This window comes from Bacillus bruguierae (assembly GCF_037104725.1).
Taxonomy (GTDB): domain Bacteria; phylum Bacillota; class Bacilli; order Bacillales; family Bacillaceae_G; genus Bacillus_A; species Bacillus_A bruguierae.
Genome location: NZ_JBAWSX010000008.1, coordinates 150628 through 168001, shown reverse-complemented (window position 1 = coordinate 168001; position 17374 = coordinate 150628). Strand labels below are relative to the sequence as shown.

The 17374-nt window shown below is 35.1% G+C and carries 21 protein-coding genes; 12 read left to right on the top strand and 9 right to left on the bottom strand.

Annotation, left to right across the window (positions count from 1 at the left end; genetic code table 11):
• Positions 1–15: 15 nt before the first annotated feature.
• The 3 genes from adaB to WAZ07_RS15040 all read right to left on the bottom strand — a co-directional run bounded on the left by adaB (position 16) and on the right by WAZ07_RS15040 (position 1973).
• Positions 16–549, bottom strand: a complete 534-nt coding sequence (gene adaB, locus WAZ07_RS15050) for a methylated-DNA--[protein]-cysteine S-methyltransferase (RefSeq protein WP_336473121.1) — start codon at positions 547–549, stop codon at positions 16–18.
• Position 550: 1 nt separating this feature from the next.
• Positions 551–1171 (bottom strand): bifunctional transcriptional activator/DNA repair enzyme AdaA, encoded by a 621-nt coding sequence (locus WAZ07_RS15045; protein WP_336473120.1) that lies wholly within the window; start codon positions 1169–1171, stop codon positions 551–553.
• An 88-nt stretch (positions 1172–1259) separates the two neighbouring features.
• Positions 1260–1973, bottom strand: a complete 714-nt coding sequence (locus tag WAZ07_RS15040) for a 2OG-Fe(II) oxygenase (RefSeq protein ID WP_336473119.1) — start codon at positions 1971–1973, stop codon at positions 1260–1262.
• 208 nt (positions 1974–2181) lie between these two features.
• Here WAZ07_RS15040 and WAZ07_RS15035 point away from each other — a divergent pair, with 208 nt between their 5' ends.
• The gene (locus WAZ07_RS15035; RefSeq protein WP_336473118.1) at positions 2182–3093 is read left to right on the top strand and encodes a DNA glycosylase; all 912 of its coding nucleotides are present in this window, start codon (positions 2182–2184) and stop codon (positions 3091–3093) included.
• A gap of 275 nt (positions 3094–3368) precedes the next feature.
• Here the strand turns inward: WAZ07_RS15035 and WAZ07_RS15030 are convergent, their stop codons facing one another.
• The 4 genes from WAZ07_RS15030 to brnQ all read right to left on the bottom strand — a co-directional run bounded on the left by WAZ07_RS15030 (position 3369) and on the right by brnQ (position 7123).
• Positions 3369–3572, bottom strand: coding sequence for a hypothetical protein (locus WAZ07_RS15030; RefSeq protein WP_336473117.1), 204 nt, complete (start codon positions 3570–3572; stop codon positions 3369–3371).
• A gap of 191 nt (positions 3573–3763) precedes the next feature.
• Positions 3764–4222, bottom strand: coding sequence for an SRPBCC domain-containing protein (locus WAZ07_RS15025; protein ID WP_336473116.1), 459 nt, complete (start codon positions 4220–4222; stop codon positions 3764–3766).
• Positions 4223–4292: 70 nt separating this feature from the next.
• On the bottom strand, positions 4293–5267 hold the full coding sequence (locus tag WAZ07_RS15020) for a helix-turn-helix transcriptional regulator (protein WP_336473115.1): 975 nt from the start codon (positions 5265–5267) through the stop codon (positions 4293–4295).
• Positions 5268–5755: 488 nt separating this feature from the next.
• Complete coding sequence (gene brnQ, locus WAZ07_RS15015; protein ID WP_336473114.1) at positions 5756–7123, bottom strand: branched-chain amino acid transport system II carrier protein; 1368 nt, start codon at positions 7121–7123, stop codon at positions 5756–5758.
• 371 nt (positions 7124–7494) lie between these two features.
• Between brnQ and WAZ07_RS15010 the strand changes: the two genes are divergently transcribed.
• Positions 7495–8319, top strand: coding sequence for an MBL fold metallo-hydrolase (locus WAZ07_RS15010; protein WP_336473113.1), 825 nt, complete (start codon positions 7495–7497; stop codon positions 8317–8319).
• A gap of 283 nt (positions 8320–8602) precedes the next feature.
• Here WAZ07_RS15010 and WAZ07_RS15005 read toward each other — a convergent pair whose 3' ends face one another.
• Positions 8603–8776: a DUF1272 domain-containing protein gene (locus tag WAZ07_RS15005; RefSeq protein WP_336473112.1), complete on the bottom strand. Its 174-nt coding sequence runs from the start codon at positions 8774–8776 to the stop codon at positions 8603–8605.
• Between the two features lie 138 nt (positions 8777–8914).
• Between WAZ07_RS15005 and WAZ07_RS15000 the strand changes: the two genes are divergently transcribed.
• Positions 8915–9373, top strand: a complete 459-nt coding sequence (locus WAZ07_RS15000) for an Lrp/AsnC family transcriptional regulator (protein ID WP_336473111.1) — start codon at positions 8915–8917, stop codon at positions 9371–9373.
• Positions 9374–9440: 67 nt separating this feature from the next.
• On the opposite strand, the gene WAZ07_RS14995 is transcribed toward WAZ07_RS15000, so the two are convergent.
• Positions 9441–9866, bottom strand: coding sequence for an Lrp/AsnC family transcriptional regulator (locus tag WAZ07_RS14995; RefSeq protein ID WP_336473110.1), 426 nt, complete (start codon positions 9864–9866; stop codon positions 9441–9443).
• 125 nt (positions 9867–9991) lie between these two features.
• On the opposite strand from WAZ07_RS14995, the gene WAZ07_RS14990 reads away from it, so the two are divergent.
• From WAZ07_RS14990 to WAZ07_RS14950, 9 genes are all read left to right on the top strand, one after another.
• Entirely contained in the window at positions 9992–10543 is a 552-nt protein-coding gene (locus WAZ07_RS14990; RefSeq protein ID WP_336473109.1) for a cysteine hydrolase family protein, read from the top strand.
• A gap of 201 nt (positions 10544–10744) precedes the next feature.
• Positions 10745–11125, top strand: coding sequence for a MerR family transcriptional regulator (locus WAZ07_RS14985; RefSeq protein WP_244548040.1), 381 nt, complete (start codon positions 10745–10747; stop codon positions 11123–11125).
• Between the two features lie 123 nt (positions 11126–11248).
• On the top strand, positions 11249–12568 hold the full coding sequence (locus WAZ07_RS14980; RefSeq protein WP_090917298.1) for a hemolysin family protein: 1320 nt from the start codon (positions 11249–11251) through the stop codon (positions 12566–12568).
• A 184-nt stretch (positions 12569–12752) separates the two neighbouring features.
• Entirely contained in the window at positions 12753–12977 is a 225-nt protein-coding gene (locus WAZ07_RS14975) for a hypothetical protein (RefSeq protein ID WP_336473108.1), read from the top strand.
• A gap of 172 nt (positions 12978–13149) precedes the next feature.
• Positions 13150–13782, top strand: a complete 633-nt coding sequence (vat(I), locus tag WAZ07_RS14970) for a streptogramin A O-acetyltransferase Vat(I) (RefSeq protein ID WP_413788895.1) — start codon at positions 13150–13152, stop codon at positions 13780–13782.
• Positions 13783–13805: 23 nt separating this feature from the next.
• Complete coding sequence (locus WAZ07_RS14965) at positions 13806–14693, top strand: Vgb family protein (protein ID WP_336473174.1); 888 nt, start codon at positions 13806–13808, stop codon at positions 14691–14693.
• Between the two features lie 389 nt (positions 14694–15082).
• Positions 15083–15466 (top strand): VOC family protein, encoded by a 384-nt coding sequence (locus tag WAZ07_RS14960; RefSeq protein ID WP_336473107.1) that lies wholly within the window; start codon positions 15083–15085, stop codon positions 15464–15466.
• Positions 15467–15728: 262 nt separating this feature from the next.
• Positions 15729–16445 (top strand): class I SAM-dependent methyltransferase, encoded by a 717-nt coding sequence (locus WAZ07_RS14955; protein WP_336473106.1) that lies wholly within the window; start codon positions 15729–15731, stop codon positions 16443–16445.
• A gap of 291 nt (positions 16446–16736) precedes the next feature.
• Positions 16737–17309, top strand: a complete 573-nt coding sequence (locus WAZ07_RS14950) for a histidine phosphatase family protein (protein ID WP_336473105.1) — start codon at positions 16737–16739, stop codon at positions 17307–17309.
• Positions 17310–17374: the final 65 nt, after the last annotated feature.

The following is a 17374-nucleotide window of genomic DNA, read 5'->3' as shown; positions in this document are numbered from 1 at the left end:
ATTGTACGGCAATAATCACTCATTGCTGGAAGAAGCTTGTCTTTCCAGATCCAAAAGCAGTGTCTTCATTTCTAATCCGCCACGATAGCCAGTTAATGATCCATTCTTTCCTACTACACGATGACACGGTACGGTGATTAATACTGGATTAGCTCCGATGGCTGCCCCTACAGCACGAACAGCTGCTGGTTTATTTATATAATCTGCAATGTCAGAATAGGACTTCGTCTGTCCGTATGGAATCTCACAAAGTGCGTTCCAGACTGCAAGCTGGAATGCTGTCCCATTATAATCAAATGGAACAGTAAAGGTTTTCCTTTTTCTTTCTAGATACTGGGTGATTTCAACCGCATAGGGTTCAAGCTTTTCACCATCTTCAATAAGAGGACTTTTTGGAAAGTGTTTCTTAGCCCATTCGCACAATTCTTCGAATGGTTTGCTCTGTGAACCTACATAGCATAGACCCTTAGAGGTTGAGGCAATATAAAATTTCCAATCCTTAAACTTTAGTAAAGACCAATAAACGGTTGGTGTATTCTTTGTTTCCATTTTACATTTCCTCCATTTTGCTCATTTGACGAAATTGTGCTGGTGTCTGTCCGGTTTTCTTTTTAAATAAGGTAATAAAATAGGGCGTGTTAGCCATACCCACACATATGGCGATATCCGCAATCGCTTTATTTGTCTGAATCAAATACTCTTTAGCCGCGTTTAATCTAACCTGTTGTATATACTCAACTGGTGTGATGCCTTTAATCTTTTTAAACGTTCGATGCAAATGATAGGGACTCCCGTGAGCAATACCTGATAGCGTTTCTAGAGTTAATTTTTCTGTAAAATTTTTATCAATGTATTCTGTGATAAGTGTCATCCATTCATTATCAGGCAATCTCACATTAGTAGGCTTACAACGTTTACAAGGGCGAAAATTTGCACGGAGAGCTTGTTCTGCGTTTGGAAAAATACGTACATTTTCTTTTTTCGGAACGCGAGATTTGCATGACGGTTTACAGAAGATCCCTGTGGTCTTTACAGCATAGAAAAATTGATTATTGTACGAAGCATCATTGTCTATAATTGCTTGCCACTTTTCATTTGTCATCATGTCCACGTCATTCAAAATTCTATGATCATGGCTCTCTTGTAATTCATTATTAATGCTATCAGGCATTTATCTCACCTCTCCTTACAATATACTCCCTATAAATTCAGAATGTACAATTCTAGGAATGAAATAGCAAGATATTGAAATTTAATATTTACTTGGAATCATGAAAAATGATTCCAAGACCGTATCGTTCTCCAGAAGTAACCGTACTTACTCCGTGACGAACCGTATTTTTGTAATATCCTTTTTTACCTAGAGCAGGTCTATGGTTAGTAGGAAAGATCAGCGCACCACCTTGTTCCAAAGTAATCACATGCCCCCTGCTCTGAGCACGAGGAATTTGTTCCACTAATAGGGATTCTCCACCGCAAAAGTCTTTATCTCGTTGATTTAATACAAACACTACTTGAAACGGGAAAAATACGTCTCCATATAAATCTTGGTGCAAGCAATTAAACCCGCCTTTTTCATACTTTAAAATTAAGGGTGTTGGTCTAGTTTGTTCATATTCTTCACATGTTTTCAAAAAATCTTGAAGATGATCTGGAAACTGTTCTGGTTTCTTTAAATAACTCAACCATCGATTTGCTGTTTTAGCCAACTCTGGATAAAAGGATTCTCTTAAACTTTGGATGATTTCGGGTAATGGATAGGAAAAGTATTTGTACTCCCCATTCCCAAAGCGATATCTCGTCATATTGATTGTCGTTCTGTATGATCCTTCTTTACTATAAAGTTCTATGAAGAAGTCACATTCATCTTTTGTTAATATTGCTGGAAGCTTTGCGAATCCTTGCTCATCTAATTCATTTTGAATTGAATCCCAATTTAAGCTTTTAACACGTGTTTTTATATCTTGAACCATTTTTATCCCTTCCTATTTAGCATTCTTGATAACTAACACTATAACCTCATAAATAGGAAAAAGTAAGGTATTTAGAATGTAATAGCAAGATAACGAAATTAATCAAGATTATTATGTGATAAAGTAAAACTTCAATCAGTGTGAGTTTTCCTTCTAATTATTTTGTGAATATTATAGGAGATAGTATTAAGATGAGGGGGATGAAAAAGTGAAATGGCATGAAGTCAATGATGATATTATTATTACATTACCTGAAGAGTTTGACATGAATGCTAACCTAGGCTATCTAACAAGGGGAAAAAATGAATGCATGTATGAAATCGAGAACGGTATCATTACAAGAGTCATAGCCATTGGGGGAATTCGGTCCTTGGTACAGGTAAGAGTAATCGATAATAAACAAATGATTATTCAGTTCTTAAATGATTCTAGGCCTATTGAAGAGTGGCAACGGGAAGAGATTGTAAAATATATTCGTGAATGGTTTGATCTTGATAACGATTTAACCCCATTTTATGAAATGGCAAAAGCAGATCCATTACTTAAAATGCCTGCCCGAAAATTCTATGGTTTGCGAGTCGTCGGCATTCCCGACTTATTTGAAGCTTTATGTTGGGGAGTTTTAGGGCAACAAATTAACTTAGCGTTTGCGTACTCCTTAAAGAAGCAATTTGTAGAAGGATTTGGCGATTCCATCGAATGGAATGGTAAAAAGTATTGGGTGTTCCCACCGTACGAACGAATTGCACTGTTAACACCTACTGACCTAGCAGATATTAAAATGACGGTAAAAAAAAGTGAATATATCATTGGAATTGCCAGGTTAATGGCAAGTGAAGAATTATCGAAGGAGAAATTAATGAAAATGAACTTTAAAGATGCTGAAAAAAACTTAATTAAAATACGAGGCATCGGTCCTTGGACAGCCAATTATGTTCTAATGCGCTGCCTCAGGTTCCAGACAGCTTTTCCAATCGATGATGTGGGTCTTATTAATTCGATAAAAATATTACGTAATATGGACCGAAAGCCTACGAAAGCTGAAATCTTAGAAATATCGTTTCCATGGAAAAACTGGGAATCATACGCTACCTTTTATTTATGGCGTGTCCTTTACTGAATAATTACAACTTAAACCGGAATGTACTCAATAAAAAGAGAATGAACTTTAAATCCTAATCCCTTTATTAATTAATCCTATATAAATATACAAGCACCTTGTTTAGGGACGACAAGTATAAGACAAACTTTTTAAAAGGTGTTGTTTGCCTTCTTAATAGGGGGAGTGGCTTTAACTCCTAGATTAGAGAGCCCCTAGCCTATCTGGAAGCCTTGACTCTTCCAAATTATGGCCCGATTGTGGAAGAAACGCTAATATTATGAAAATGTGTTCTTTTAAATTAACTTGTTTAATAACATTTCACTCCTATGGCGAACACCTTTAGAACTATGCTTCGCCTTCATCACAATAACACCTTGATTTTCAATAACCTTTAATGTTTTACTCGTCCAAGTGCCATTGTCATTAACAAGATTCACAAATAAACAATAATAAATAGAATTTTCGATCTTCCAAAATCGCGCCCGGTTGTTGAACAAATATATATCTTCTCTCAAAGAGATCAGTTATTTAGAAAAATTCCAGAGCACAGTTAAGTTTTTTAAGTCACATTTAAGTTGTTTACTTTACAATCAGTGAGCTAGACTAAAAAAACATAAACCTTAAAATAAAAATTAGTTAAGGAGTTATGCTCCACTACTCCCTTTCTGTTAAATCATTTGTGACGGACCTATGAACCTTCACCAAAGTCTAGAGTACTTCCCGTTTCTACCAAAGTCTTTGTATTATTTAAAATCATCCACCAGGCCTTGTTGCTGTTCTCATAATGGGGGTCACCTTCTTTCCACTGGTCATGAATGAGTGTCAATTTCGTGCATGAGCCAATAGGCTCTAGAAGATAAGAAATTCTTGACTCAAATGCATGATCATCTTTCATATACGACTTTCCGGTATAGTGAGTAAATCGAAGTAACTGATTCGGTTCATATTCCAATACGTTTCCGTATACATGCACCGTTTCATCTCCATCTACTCCAGAACCGACATACTCCAAGAGATCACCCACTTGAAATGTAGATCTGATGACGGTTCCATAATAAATTTGTTTTGTACCCTCAGGAGAGATCAATGCCTTCCAAACTTCCTTTGGTGTACCTGCAATATAAAATTCGTACTTCAAATCCTTCATGATTTTTATGCCTCCTAAAAATTTAATTCTGTACATGTACATCATAAAAAAACTTCACTGACAAATACGGTCAGTGAAGTGAAGTATTTTGATAATGATTGAATAATTCAAAGCTGATAGTTACCAATTTTTCTTGTAATAAAGTTGGCTCCAGAATGGTAATAGATTTACCATAGGGGAGAAGGAAGTAAGGGACAAAGGTATGGATAGACTCTTTATCAACCTTAAAAAGGGCTTGATTGTTTGATCGTTCTATTAAAGCATGGCTAAATAACCAATGCTGACATAAATCATCAAGCGCATGTGCCTTGCCTTGGATTCGGACGGAAATGAGTTTTTCAAGTTGATTTGAATCAGGCAAAAGGTCTTTTAGAAAGAAAGAACGTGCTGAAAATCCCAAAGGTCGGTCAAATTTTTTATCTGTTCTGGATAATGATTGAATACGATCAATTCGAAAACTTCGAATTTCTTTACGCAGATGGCAATAAGCGACTGTGTACCACTTACCTTTCCAATAAATAAGACCATAAGGATCAATATGGCGTGATTGTGGCTCGGTTTCCTTTCCTTTATGATAAATAATAAATAACCTATAACTTTCGGCAACAGAAATTTCTAAATCTTGAAGAGTAGATTTCAAAGACGGTTCGACAGTAGGATGGATGACTTCAAACCCTCTTAAATGACGATTGATATGTTTCAATTGTTCCTCGTTTGTATACCTTTTCAACTTAGAAATTGCTTCATCCAATGCTTCACTAAAGGGATACCCTGCATCTATCGCAAATTTTGCAGCATGAATAAGCGCTTTCTGCTCATCCGGGTTAAAAAACAAAGGTGCCTTTGTAAACTCATTCAGTAAACTGTACCCACCATTATGTCCTGCATCTGAAATGATTGGTACTCCACTTGCACACAGAGCATCAATATAGCGGTACACCGTACGGATACTGATTTCTAATTCCTCAGCCAACTCCTTAGCAGTCATTTGTTTTCTCGTATTGAGGAGCCATAATATAGAAAGCATATTAACCATTTTAGACATATGTAAGCATTCCTTTCTCGAAAATTCAAGATAAGCATTCTGCAGTAAAATATTAAACTTATTGAAAAATTTAATTGCGAATGTAAATATATGTAATATTGTCATTTCGCTAATCACCTTACAGAGCTTATTCTGGAGAACATTCTACATTATTATAAAACATCCTGCTGCGCTATAAACCATATTCTTATTCAACAATCTGGCCCGATTATTGAATAGAATGACCCGCATTTATTTAACAACTTTATTATTTTTTAAACGACTTTTTTGTCACTTAACAGTTATTATAAGGATTGTCGTAATGAAGATAGATTTTTCTATTATTAATGAGGTCATTTGTGGTACAAAAAAAGGATAGAACATACAGAATTATTCTGCTTGTATCTATCCTCTTCTTTTATTCTTATATAATGTGTAACATTATATATTTATTCTTATTAAAACAAAGATTGATTCAAATTTCTTGAATCTAAATAAAATTAACAAGTTTAGGATGTTTTTTTATGTGCAAGATCATGAGAAGTATCTACATCAGAAGTATTCTTCGCTCGTAATAAACTAATTCCATAGCCTAATACCGCTCCAATAAGCGCTGGCATAATCCATCCTAATCCAGCATCATATAAAGGTAATAGGTGAGAGAATAAAGAATTGATTGCTTCAACTTTTAGATTCGCCGTATTTAGTCCATCGAAGAGACTTACAATAAAAGTGAACAGTAAGCTTACTTGATATACTTCTGATCTTCCTTTAAACACTCGGTGTAAAAACGTTAAGAAGATTAGCACAATCGCTAAAGGATAAATCGCTGTTAATACAGGTACAGATATGGTAATCAGCTCTGTTAAGCCAAGGTTTGCAATGACAGCACTGAAAATAGCTAAAATAACAGCAAATGTTTTGTATGATATTTGTGGAAATACTTTATGGAAATAGGATGAACACGCTGTAGTAAGCCCAACGCTTGTCGTTAAACAAGCTACAGTGATCATCATTCCTAATAATAAATTTCCTAAAGAACCGAAGTAGTAATTTGCTACTTTTGATAAAACTTCTCCGCCATTTTCTAAATGTCCTAATTTAGAAACACTAGAAGCGCCCATAAATGCAAGTGCAGTGTAAACAGAAATTAATACGATTGCGGCAATAAGCGATGCTTTTATACAAACATTGATAACCACTTTTTTGTCACTTACACCTTTTGCTTTAATCGCATTAATAATGATAATACCAAATACGAATGCTGCGAGAGTGTCCATTGTTAAATAGCCTTGCTGAAAGCCTTTGAAGAAGGAATTTGTAACAAATTCTTGTGTTGGTGCTTCAATGTCACCGATTGGCTTTATAACAGCTGTAACAACTAAAATACCGATAAATGATAATTTAATCGGAGTTAAAAACTTTCCGACAACATCAACAATCTTTGTAGGATTTAAAGAGAGTAGACAAGTAATTCCGAAAAACACAATAGTGAAAATAATTAAAGGTAAATGACCACTATTTTCTCCTACGAATGGTTTTACACCTATTTCAAATGACACGCTTCCTGCTCTTGGTAAAGCGAAAAGAGGGCCAATTGCTAAATACAGAATAAATGTATATACACTCGCAAACAATGGATGTACGCGACTTGCCATTGCTTGTAAGTCATCACTACCAGAAACACCGAATGCTATTACACCAAGTAGTGGTACGCCAACTCCTGTAATTAAAAATCCAGCGGTAGCAACCCATACGTTACTTCCTGCTGTTTGTCCTAACATAGCAGGGAAAATTAAATTACCTGCTCCAAAGAAAAGGGCAAAGAGCATAAGCCCAATCACAAAAATATGTGATGTCTGCACATTTTTTGACACGAAAAAACCTCCAAATTTAAATATTTTGAATCTTTTGTACAACAATTATGATACAAAGTCACTTTTTGTCGAATTACTACGATAATAACAAAAATAAATTATTATGCAAGACAAAAATGAATTTTTCGTAAATTTATTTTCTCTATCATTTTTATTATATAGAAAATTTAATCAACTTCGTTTATTAAGCGCTTTCTTTCTGTAGTGTATCACATGATATTTTATGATGATTATTATTTTTATATAACAAACAAAATAATAATTAAAATATTCTATCGTTTTAAAATTATCAAAAAACGTTGGTTTGAAAGTTTGTTTTGTGATATTCTGTAAAAAGAACGAATGTTTGTAGAAGGGGAAGTGAAATAAAGATGAAGCATTATGTTTGTAGCACATGCGGTGTACAATATCCGCTTTACGATGAACCACCTGTAAACTGTGTAATTTGTAATGAAGAACGTCAATATGTAAATCCAATGGGACAATCATGGACAACGTTAGACAGTCTACAGCAAAGTAAAACATATAAGAATGAGATTGTAAAAGAAGAAGAAAATTTATATAGCATCACAACAAAACCGAAGTTTGCGATTGGTCAAAATGCGTATTTAGTTCAAACAGATAAGTGTAATGTGTTATGGGATTGTATTACATATATTGATGAGGAGACAGTGGCGAAAATAAATGAGTTAGGAGGAATTCATGCGATTGCTTTATCGCATCCACATTATTATTCTACACAAGTAGAATGGGCAGAACGATTTGATGTTCCTATATACATTCATGAAGATGATAAAGAATGGGTAATACGTCCAAGTAATCGGATTGTATTTTGGTCTGGAGAATCTATGGAAATTTCAGAGAGTGTAACATTATACCGTCTAGGTGGACATTTTAGCGGTGGTTCTGTTTTACATTGGAAAAATGGGGATGAAGGAAGAGGAGTTCTATTAACTGGAGATATTATTCAAGTTGTCGCTGATTCAAGATGGGTAAGCTTTATGTACAGTTATCCGAATCTCATTCCATTACCGGCATGGAAAGTGAAAGAAATGGCTGAGAAAGTAAAAGAATTGAAGTTTAATCGATTGTATAATGCATTTCATGGAATTGTAAAAGAAAAAGCAAATGAAGCTGTTCAAAAATCAGCGAAAAGGTATATTGAGGCGCTTGAAGGAAAGTTATTACATAAATAAAAAACTTTTAAATGATCTATATAAATATAAATTAAAAAATCGACATAAAACTCCTCTTTCTTTTTAGGTGTACGAGAGCATCTGGCCGTGCATAGAAGCGGTCAGGGCCTTTTTCTGCCACAGGCAAGGTTAAAACAAAAGGAGCAAGCAAGTAGCGGTCATGTTGTATTCTTCATAGCAGCGACTTATATGTCGAAAAATTAAAATGGATATATAAATCAAGTTTTGAAAGAACAAAAGCGCAAAATCTTATAGATTTTTGCGCTTTTGTTGCGTACAACCGTTATTTCTTTTTCGGTCTTCGGACTAATTCACCACCACAATTTGGACAGACGTGATTTGTGCTTTCTGTACAAGGTGAGCAAAAGGTACATTCATGTACACATATGTATGCTTCTGAATCTCCTTGAAGGGCAGTATTACAAGTTTGACAATTTTTTTTCATTTCTAGTGCCATGGGGTTTCCTCCTTACATAGGGAAATAAATTTTATAATTATATGATAATATAGGATGGAATTAGTTTCCTTTCTGTACATAATGTATTTTAAGATTTTTCTTTGTGTTTAAAACGAATTTATGAGAGGAATATTACAAATGAAAGTAGATGTAATTGACGCACAAATCTTACAATGTTTAACTCAAAATTCTCGTTTTTCTATTCGTGAACTATCTAAAAAAGTTAATTTGTCTGCGCCTTCTGTGGCTGAAAGAGTTCGGAAGTTAGAGGATGAGGGGATTATTGAAGGGTATACGACAAAAATTAATTATGATAAGTTAGGTTTTCATATTCATGCTGTATTAGAAGTGAAAACAAAAAATGGACAGTGTGAAAGGTTTAGAGCATACATGAAAGCTTATCCAAGAGCTGTTTTTTGTTATCGCGTAGCAGGGCCTGCTAGTTATGTAGTGAAAATTTCTGTTCGAAGCTTTCAAGAAATAGAAGCGTTTATTGATGATGTTTCAAAATTTGCTGAAACAGTTACACATGTTATTTTTTCAGAAGTAGGAATAGGCAATAATGTGCTAGATTATTATAGTCCAGATGAGATGTAACGAATCAAATAAGCTATGAAAAAACAAGGATGGCATCTATACCATCCTTGTTTTCTTTATTTGTCATTCATAACGGGTTTTCTTTTACTTGGTGAATTGATAAATTTAACCGATAGTTGCCGAAAATTAAAATCTCATTTAATAGATTATGTAAGTTTTCTTGAGAATCTATTTGTACTTTAAGTAAATAACATCCTTCACCACTAATTTTATGTGCTTCTACGATGGAGTCCTCTTTTGTAATAAATGATGTAAATTTTGCGTGCTCATTTGTTTTCATAAAAACAGTAATAAAAGCGGTGTACTGTATGCCTAATTTCAGATGATCTACTAAAATGGTGTACCCTTTTATCAATCCTTCATCTTCCATTTTTCGAATACGGTTTCCAACGGCTTGCCCTGTCATATGAACACTTTTCCCAATATCTTTCCACTGCATTCGTGAATTGTTCTTTAGTAAATCAAGAATTTGCAAATCTGTTGAATCAATCATGGCTTCAAACCCTTTCGTGGTGAAATCATATGACATCAAAGTCTTTCATGGGAGTGTTACAGCTAACTTGATAAAGCTCTATAATTAGATTATAACTTAATTTTCAAAATATTGGAGGGCTAAAAATGAAAACGGGACTTGTATTGATTGATATTCAAAATGATTACTTTCCAGCTGGAAGATGTGAATTACATGAACCATTAAAAGCAGTAGAAAATACAAAAAAGGTATTAGATTTCTTTAGAAAAGCGAACCTACCTGTATTTCATGTGCAACATATTTCAGTAAAAGAAGGGGCTACTTTTTTTCTTCCGAATACAGAAGGTGTAAAAATTCATCCTCATGTAGCGCCTCGTAAAAATGAATATGTTGTACAAAAAAATTATCCCAATAGTTTTCGAAAAACTAATTTATTACAGTTACTTCAGCGAGAGGGGATTGAACACTTGGTGATATGTGGAATGATGACACATATGTGTATTGATACAACAGTTAGAGCTGCCAGCGATTTAGAGTTTGAATGCACAGTAATTGAAGACGCTTGCACGACAAAAGATCTTGTATTTAATAATAAAACGATTCAGGCTAAACATGTTCATGTGGCATTCATGAGTGCCTTAAATAATATGTTTGCGAAAGTAATAAAAACAACAGAATTTTTATCAAATAAAATGTAGTATGAAAAAGAAACTTTTTTACTGTATGTAGATTATTAGCTTCTTCTTTTGTACAGAAGAAAATGAGTCTTAATATTTTTATAAACTATTATTCCCAACCATAACGTTTGACTGTACAGTTTATGTATTGTATGATGTTTGTAACATATATGGGGAGGGAAGGTCGTTGGGAAGGTGTACCGAATCGGACAGTTGGCTCACATGGCTCATGTTTCGAAACGAACGATTGATTATTATACGAATCTAGGTATTTTGAAAGCGGAGCGATCTCAATCTAATTATCGCTACTACGACGAAACAGCAATTGAAACATTACGTTTTATTGAGAGATGTAAAGAAATGCATATACCGCTTTCTGAAATTAAGGATAGGATCGAGGAGAAAAAAAAGCTGCTCGGTGTTAATAAAGACGTTTCGGAACAAGTAAATGATGTAACAGAGCGTATCCACCGTTTGGAGACGGAATTAGTAGAATTAAAACCGTTATTAGATGGGTTAACAGATTCACAGCGCGAAAAACTAACGAAACATTTATCAACTCAGACGACAGCTTTAATACAATCTCTTATCTTACTTTTATAGTAGATAGAACTATCCACCCTTTTAATTTCTGTATAGCGTTTTATTTTCTAAATGTAGAGAGTAAAAAAAGCAACTATTCATACAGGAGGTGGACACCTTAGTTTTCGAACTAGGGGGGATTCTTTGGAAATATTTAATTTAGTTATGATTGCGATTTTAATCGCATTTACTGGATTTTTCGTGGCAGCAGAGTTTGCTATGGTTAAGGTGCGTTCAAGTCGGATTGACCAACTTGTTGCAGAAGGAAAACGAGGCGCATTAGCAGCCAAAAAGGTAACAGCAAATTTAGATGAATATTTATCGGCATGTCAGTTAGGGATTACTATCACAGCTCTTGCGCTCGGATCGCTTGGAGAGCCTACGGTTCATCGATTATTACAACCGTTATTTCAAGATTTACATTTTCCAGAAGCAGCTGCGAATTCAGTATCGTATATTCTTGCATTTGCAACGGTTACCTTTTTACATGTTGTTGTTGGTGAGCTAGCACCGAAAACAGTAGCAATTCAAAAGGCAGAGACAATTACAATGTTGTTTGCAGCACCGCTTATTATGTTTTACAAAATCATGTTCCCGTTTATTTGGATGTTAAATAAATCGGCGCGTCTTGTAACTGGTTTATTCGGATTAAAACCAGCTTCTGAGCATGAGGTAGCACACTCGGAAGAAGAATTACGTTTAATTCTTTCAGAGAGCTATGAAAATGGGGAAATTAATCAGGCGGAGTATAAATATGTAAACAATATTTTTGAATTTGATAATCGCATTGCAAAAGAGATTATGGTGCCGCGCACAGAAATCGTTGGTTTCTATCTTGAAGATTCAGTAGAAGATCATATGAAAGTTATCCGAAGTGAAAAGTATACACGTTACCCGATCTTTGGAGAAGATAAAGATGATATTATCGGTATGGTGAACGTAAAAGATTTCTTTATTCGTTATATGAAAAACGACAAAGAAGATCTACAATCTATCAAAACATTTATGCGTCCTATTATTGAGGTAATGGAGACAATTCCAATCCATGATTTGCTTCTGCAAATGCAAAAGAAGAGGATTCCAATGGCTGTGTTATATGATGAATATGGCGGGACAGCGGGAATTGTGACGCTTGAAGATATATTAGAAGAAATTGTTGGTGAAATTCGTGATGAATATGATGAAGATGAGCATCCTCCAATTCATCATGTTGACGAGCATCATAAAATCGTTGACGGTAAAGTATTGATTAGTGAGATTCAAGATTTATTTGGATTACACATTGATGAAGTAGAAGTTGATACAATTGGCGGCTGGGTGATGACACAAAATCACGAAATTCAAGAAGGACAATTTGTTGAAACAGAAGGATATGAATTTAAAGTTTTAGAAAAAGACGTACATCAAATTAAACGTATCGAAATTCGTAAAATGGATTTACAAGAAGAAGCAGCAACTGTATAGTTGCTGCTTCTTTGGTTTTTTTATGTAAAAATAGAAAAAACGTTCGATTTTAATCAATAAATATGGTTTACCTAATGAAGCAAGTTCTAGAAGAATTATTTGACATAACAATGGCCCTTGGAAGCGTACGGTTGTTCATCTTGATACGGTACCTCATAATTTTCCGATTCCCCATCTTGATTATTTGGCACAAACCATTGATTATAAAGCGCCTGTTCCATTTTTTGATGAATTGACACAGTTTGATGGCAGTTTATATATAGATCGAACTGCTGGTGAAGTTACGGCTAAATGTGATCAAGAAGCAGCGGATTTTATGGCTTTAAATTTGATGCATGACATGGTTACTGGCAGGCGAAATGTAAAAGATGCACGTCGTTTCATATCTGGGATATTAGGGTGGTTATGATTGTGTGGGATATTTATGTTCTTCTGGGTGTATTTTCCTGATATAATAAAGATGACAAAAATGTTTGAAAATAAAGAGAGAACGATTAAATGTGCATAATCTTGGCGTCCCTCCGACTTTCGCATGAAAGTTGAATGGTGAATTGAATTCTGTTGAAGGAATGATGTTAATGATGGGACCAAACCCAAACGATAAGTATCCAATACCCGGAAATACAAATGTACAGTTCATTAGAAACACAATAACAAAGCCTAATATCATAGCTGGAGATTACTCCTACTACGATGCATTGAACGGAGAATTGTTTGAGGATCAAGTCTTGTACCATTATGAAGTCATTGGGACAAAATTGATAATCGGCAAGTTTTGTTCAATTGCTCCCGAAGTCAGGTTTATGATGGATGGCGGTAACCACAGAATGGATGGATCAACCTTTCCATTCAACATTTTTGGCAACGGTTGGGAAAGACACACGCCATCTTTAAAACAATTGCCGATTAAAGGGGATACGATTGTTGGTAACGACGTCTGGATCGGCAGACGTGCAACTATTATGCCGGGTGTGCGCATCAGTGACGGGGCAATTATAAGCGCTGAAGCCGTAGTCGTAAAGGATGTTGCACCCTATACTATAGTTGGTGGAAATCCTGCCAGGGAAATACGAAAGCGTTTCGCACCAGAGGTCATTCAAGAATTATTGGACATAAAATGGTGGGATTACGATATCGAACTTATCAACCAGTATATTGGCGCCATCGTAAGTGGAGATTTGGATACGCTGAGAAAAATGAAACAGCAGTTATGATGCTTTATTGGGAGGTAAATGATATGAGAATCACGATACAAGAATATCCGGTTAATAAAGATTCAGGACCATACGGAATAACCGCTGGAAAAGACAGGGCATTGTGGTTTACGGAACAGAAGGGGAATCGAATCGGCCGAATAAATGCTAAAGGTGAAATAAATTCTTTTTCCATTCCGACACCGAATGCAGGAGTTATGTCAATCATTTCAGACAGGACTGGCGAATTATGGTTTACAGAATATAACGCGAGTAAGATCGGGAAAATGTCGATGAACGGTATTTTTGCAGAATATGAACTCCCTACGGCGAAAGCTGCACCTTTTGGCATAACGGAAGGTCCTGATGGAGCAATATGGTTTACAGAAATGAATAGCGGTAGGATTGGAAGAATCACAAATTCAGGGGAAATCACCGAATTTGAATTGCCTAATCCAAAATCATTTCCCTCTTTTATTACTTCGGGATCAGACGGGGCATTATGGTTTACACAGAATCAGAACAATACGATTGGGAAAATAACCACCAAAGGTGAGGTGACGGAATATCCGCTCCCAACACCTAACTCTGGGCCAGTTGGTATTACAAGCGGAACCGATGGAGCATTATGGTTTGTGCAAATCATGGGTAATAAAATCGGTAGAATTACGCCCTTAGGCGAGGTCAGTGAATTTGTTATACCAACGCCGAACGCTCGCCCTCATGCCATCATATCCGGGAAGAATGGGGATCTCTGGTTCACGGAATGGGGCGGTAACCAAATCAGCCGAATTACAATTGAAGGAGTTATTACAGAATATACGATACCTACAAAGAATGCAGAGCCGCATGGTATCGCGATTTGTCCGGATGGCGATATTTGGTTCGCTGAAGAGTGTAATCAAATTGGACGTCTGACAATCATGACGTAATAGTTCGAAAAAAGGTATATCCGCAAATATCTACGTGTTTTAAGCTGATACTACTTTGAGGGTTAAGAAATAACATTAAATTCCTTCTACATTGTGGGTACTATTCCTAGACGGTGCTAAACAAAGTTTTAGTTCATATTCTTTTATTCCTCAGAACAAAAAGAACGAAAAAGATTGATAATTTATAATAAGGTTTGATTAAAAATCCTGTATTGGTATGCAGATTTTTGGTTCCACAAACGGGCCATTTCATGGAATAAGGCTTTTTAATAAAATTGGATATTTATAATGAAATTGGTGTAGAGTTTGGAGAAGTTTAGATAAAAAGGATTATTTGTGGTGATTGTAGAAATTAAATTAAGAACACTAAAACATTTAGGGGGAAATTAATGATTAATAAAGTCGGTCAAGTTATGCTGTATGTAAATAATCAAGATGAGGCAGTGAATTTTTGGACTGAAAAAGTAGGGTTTAGTGTAATTTCTGAAGAAGATAACGGTCAAGGAATGAGATGGATTGAAATCGCCCCAACAAATGATGCAGAAACAAGTATTATACTCCACGATAAGGAATTAATCTCAAAAATGGAACCTGAATTAAACCTTGGTACACCTTCTTTAATGTTTTTCTCAAAAAATCTCGATAAATTACATAACGACTTATCAAATAAAAATGTTACAGTCGGAGAAATTGTAAATATGCCTTCTGGTAGAGTATTTAACTTTGCAGATAGTGAAGGAAATTACTTTGCAGTCATGGAAAAGAGTAAATAACTACCATTTTTAATCATGCCTAGCAAGAAGACCCTCACCTCAAGCGCGAAACGGTAGGTGGGGGTAGTTCAATGAACTAAAGGGTACAATTATGAAGCAATACAAGTAGAAAATGATCAATCTTAAATCTGTTGGATAAGAATCCATTTTGAACAATTTTTTTCAAAATGGATTCTTTTTAATTTTATGGTAAATATTACTAATTATTTAAAAATATGATAAAATGAAAATTACGTCTTTTAGAACGAGAGGGGGATGGAATATGAATAAACAGCAAATTATTGATGCATACGATATACTAGCTAGTCATTACGAACATAGTGTCGATTATGAGAGTCCGTATAATACAGAGTATGAACGTCCGGCTATGGTGGATCAGTTGCCTAGCAGTATGAAAGGAATACATGTACTCGATGCTGGGTGTGCAGCAGGATGGTATACAGAACAGTTTCTAAATAGGGGAGCAAATGTAACCGCGATTGATGTTAGTAGCGAGATGGTTGCGGCTACAAAAAGAAGAATAGGGAAGAAAGCAGAGGTTTATCAACTAGATTTTGAAAATGCGTTACCTTTTGCAGACAGTACATATGATTGTATTGTTAGCTCGTTAGCTCTTCACTATATTGCAGATTGGAACCGAACATTTGCTGAATTTGTGAGACTATTAAAGCCAGGTGGAACATTTTTGTTCTCCGTTCATCATCCAACAATGGATATTCATTTTTCAGAGAATAAAGAATACTTTAAGCGTGAATTTCTTCACGATAGATGGAAGAAAAGCGGTAAATATGTTGACATGTATTTTTACCGCCGGCCACTGCAAGACATTATCAATGATACACTTCATCATTTTGAAATTGAAAAAATGATTGAACCGATCCCTACGGAAGAATTTAGAAGAAATTACCCATCATCTTATGAAAAGCTCTTAAAACAACCAAGTTTTTTAATTATAAAGGCAAAGAAAAAGAGATTCTAAGAATACAAGAAATTAGCAACATCTACGGCTGTGTAAGTTTTAGCGAAGTTAAATCCTATATAAATACAAATTAAAGAATCGAGATAAAAACACTCTTTCTTTTTAGGCGGGCGAGAGCATCTGGCCATGCATAGAAACGGTCAGAGTCTTTTTCTGCCACATGCAATGTTGAAAACAAAAGGAGAAAACGAGCACAGGTCATGGTGTATTCTGCATAGCAGCGACTTATATGTTGAAAAATTAAAATGGATATTAATGAATAGAAAATCAGAGTAATTTTGGGAGGAAATTATGTATACATACATTTACATGGTTAGGCATGGTGAATCGCCTAAAACAGATGGGAACGAACGAACGCGTGGATTGACTGAGAAGGGGAAGGTTGATGCGTATAGAATAACTGAATTATTGAAAGATGAAGGAGTAGACACGTTCATTTCAAGCCCATACAGCCGAGCTGTGTTGACGATAGAGGAGTTAGCTCATTTTTATGAGAAAGATATATTAGTAGACGAAAACCTTAGAGAATGTGTGTTTACAAGTGAGGATACGATAATATCAGATAAGGAATTGTATCCACTTGTAAAGAAGATGTTTTCGCATCCGAATTTTTCATTACGAGGCGGAGAATCAAAAGCAGATTGTCAGAGCCGTGCTGTGGCAGTATTGAAAGAGATATTAAAGAATTTTAAAGGGCATAAAATTGTAATTGGTACTCATGGACTTGTTATGACTTTAATGATGGAATATTATGATAGTCAATATGGATATGAATTTTTAATGGAGACATCAAAACCGGATGTATACAAGATGAAATTTAATAATGAGCAATTAATTGATATAAAGAGATTATGGGCAGAATGATTTTGAGTATGACTTAAAAAATGCGAAGCTGAGTTGCTTCGCATTTTCTTTTACAAATTTTATAA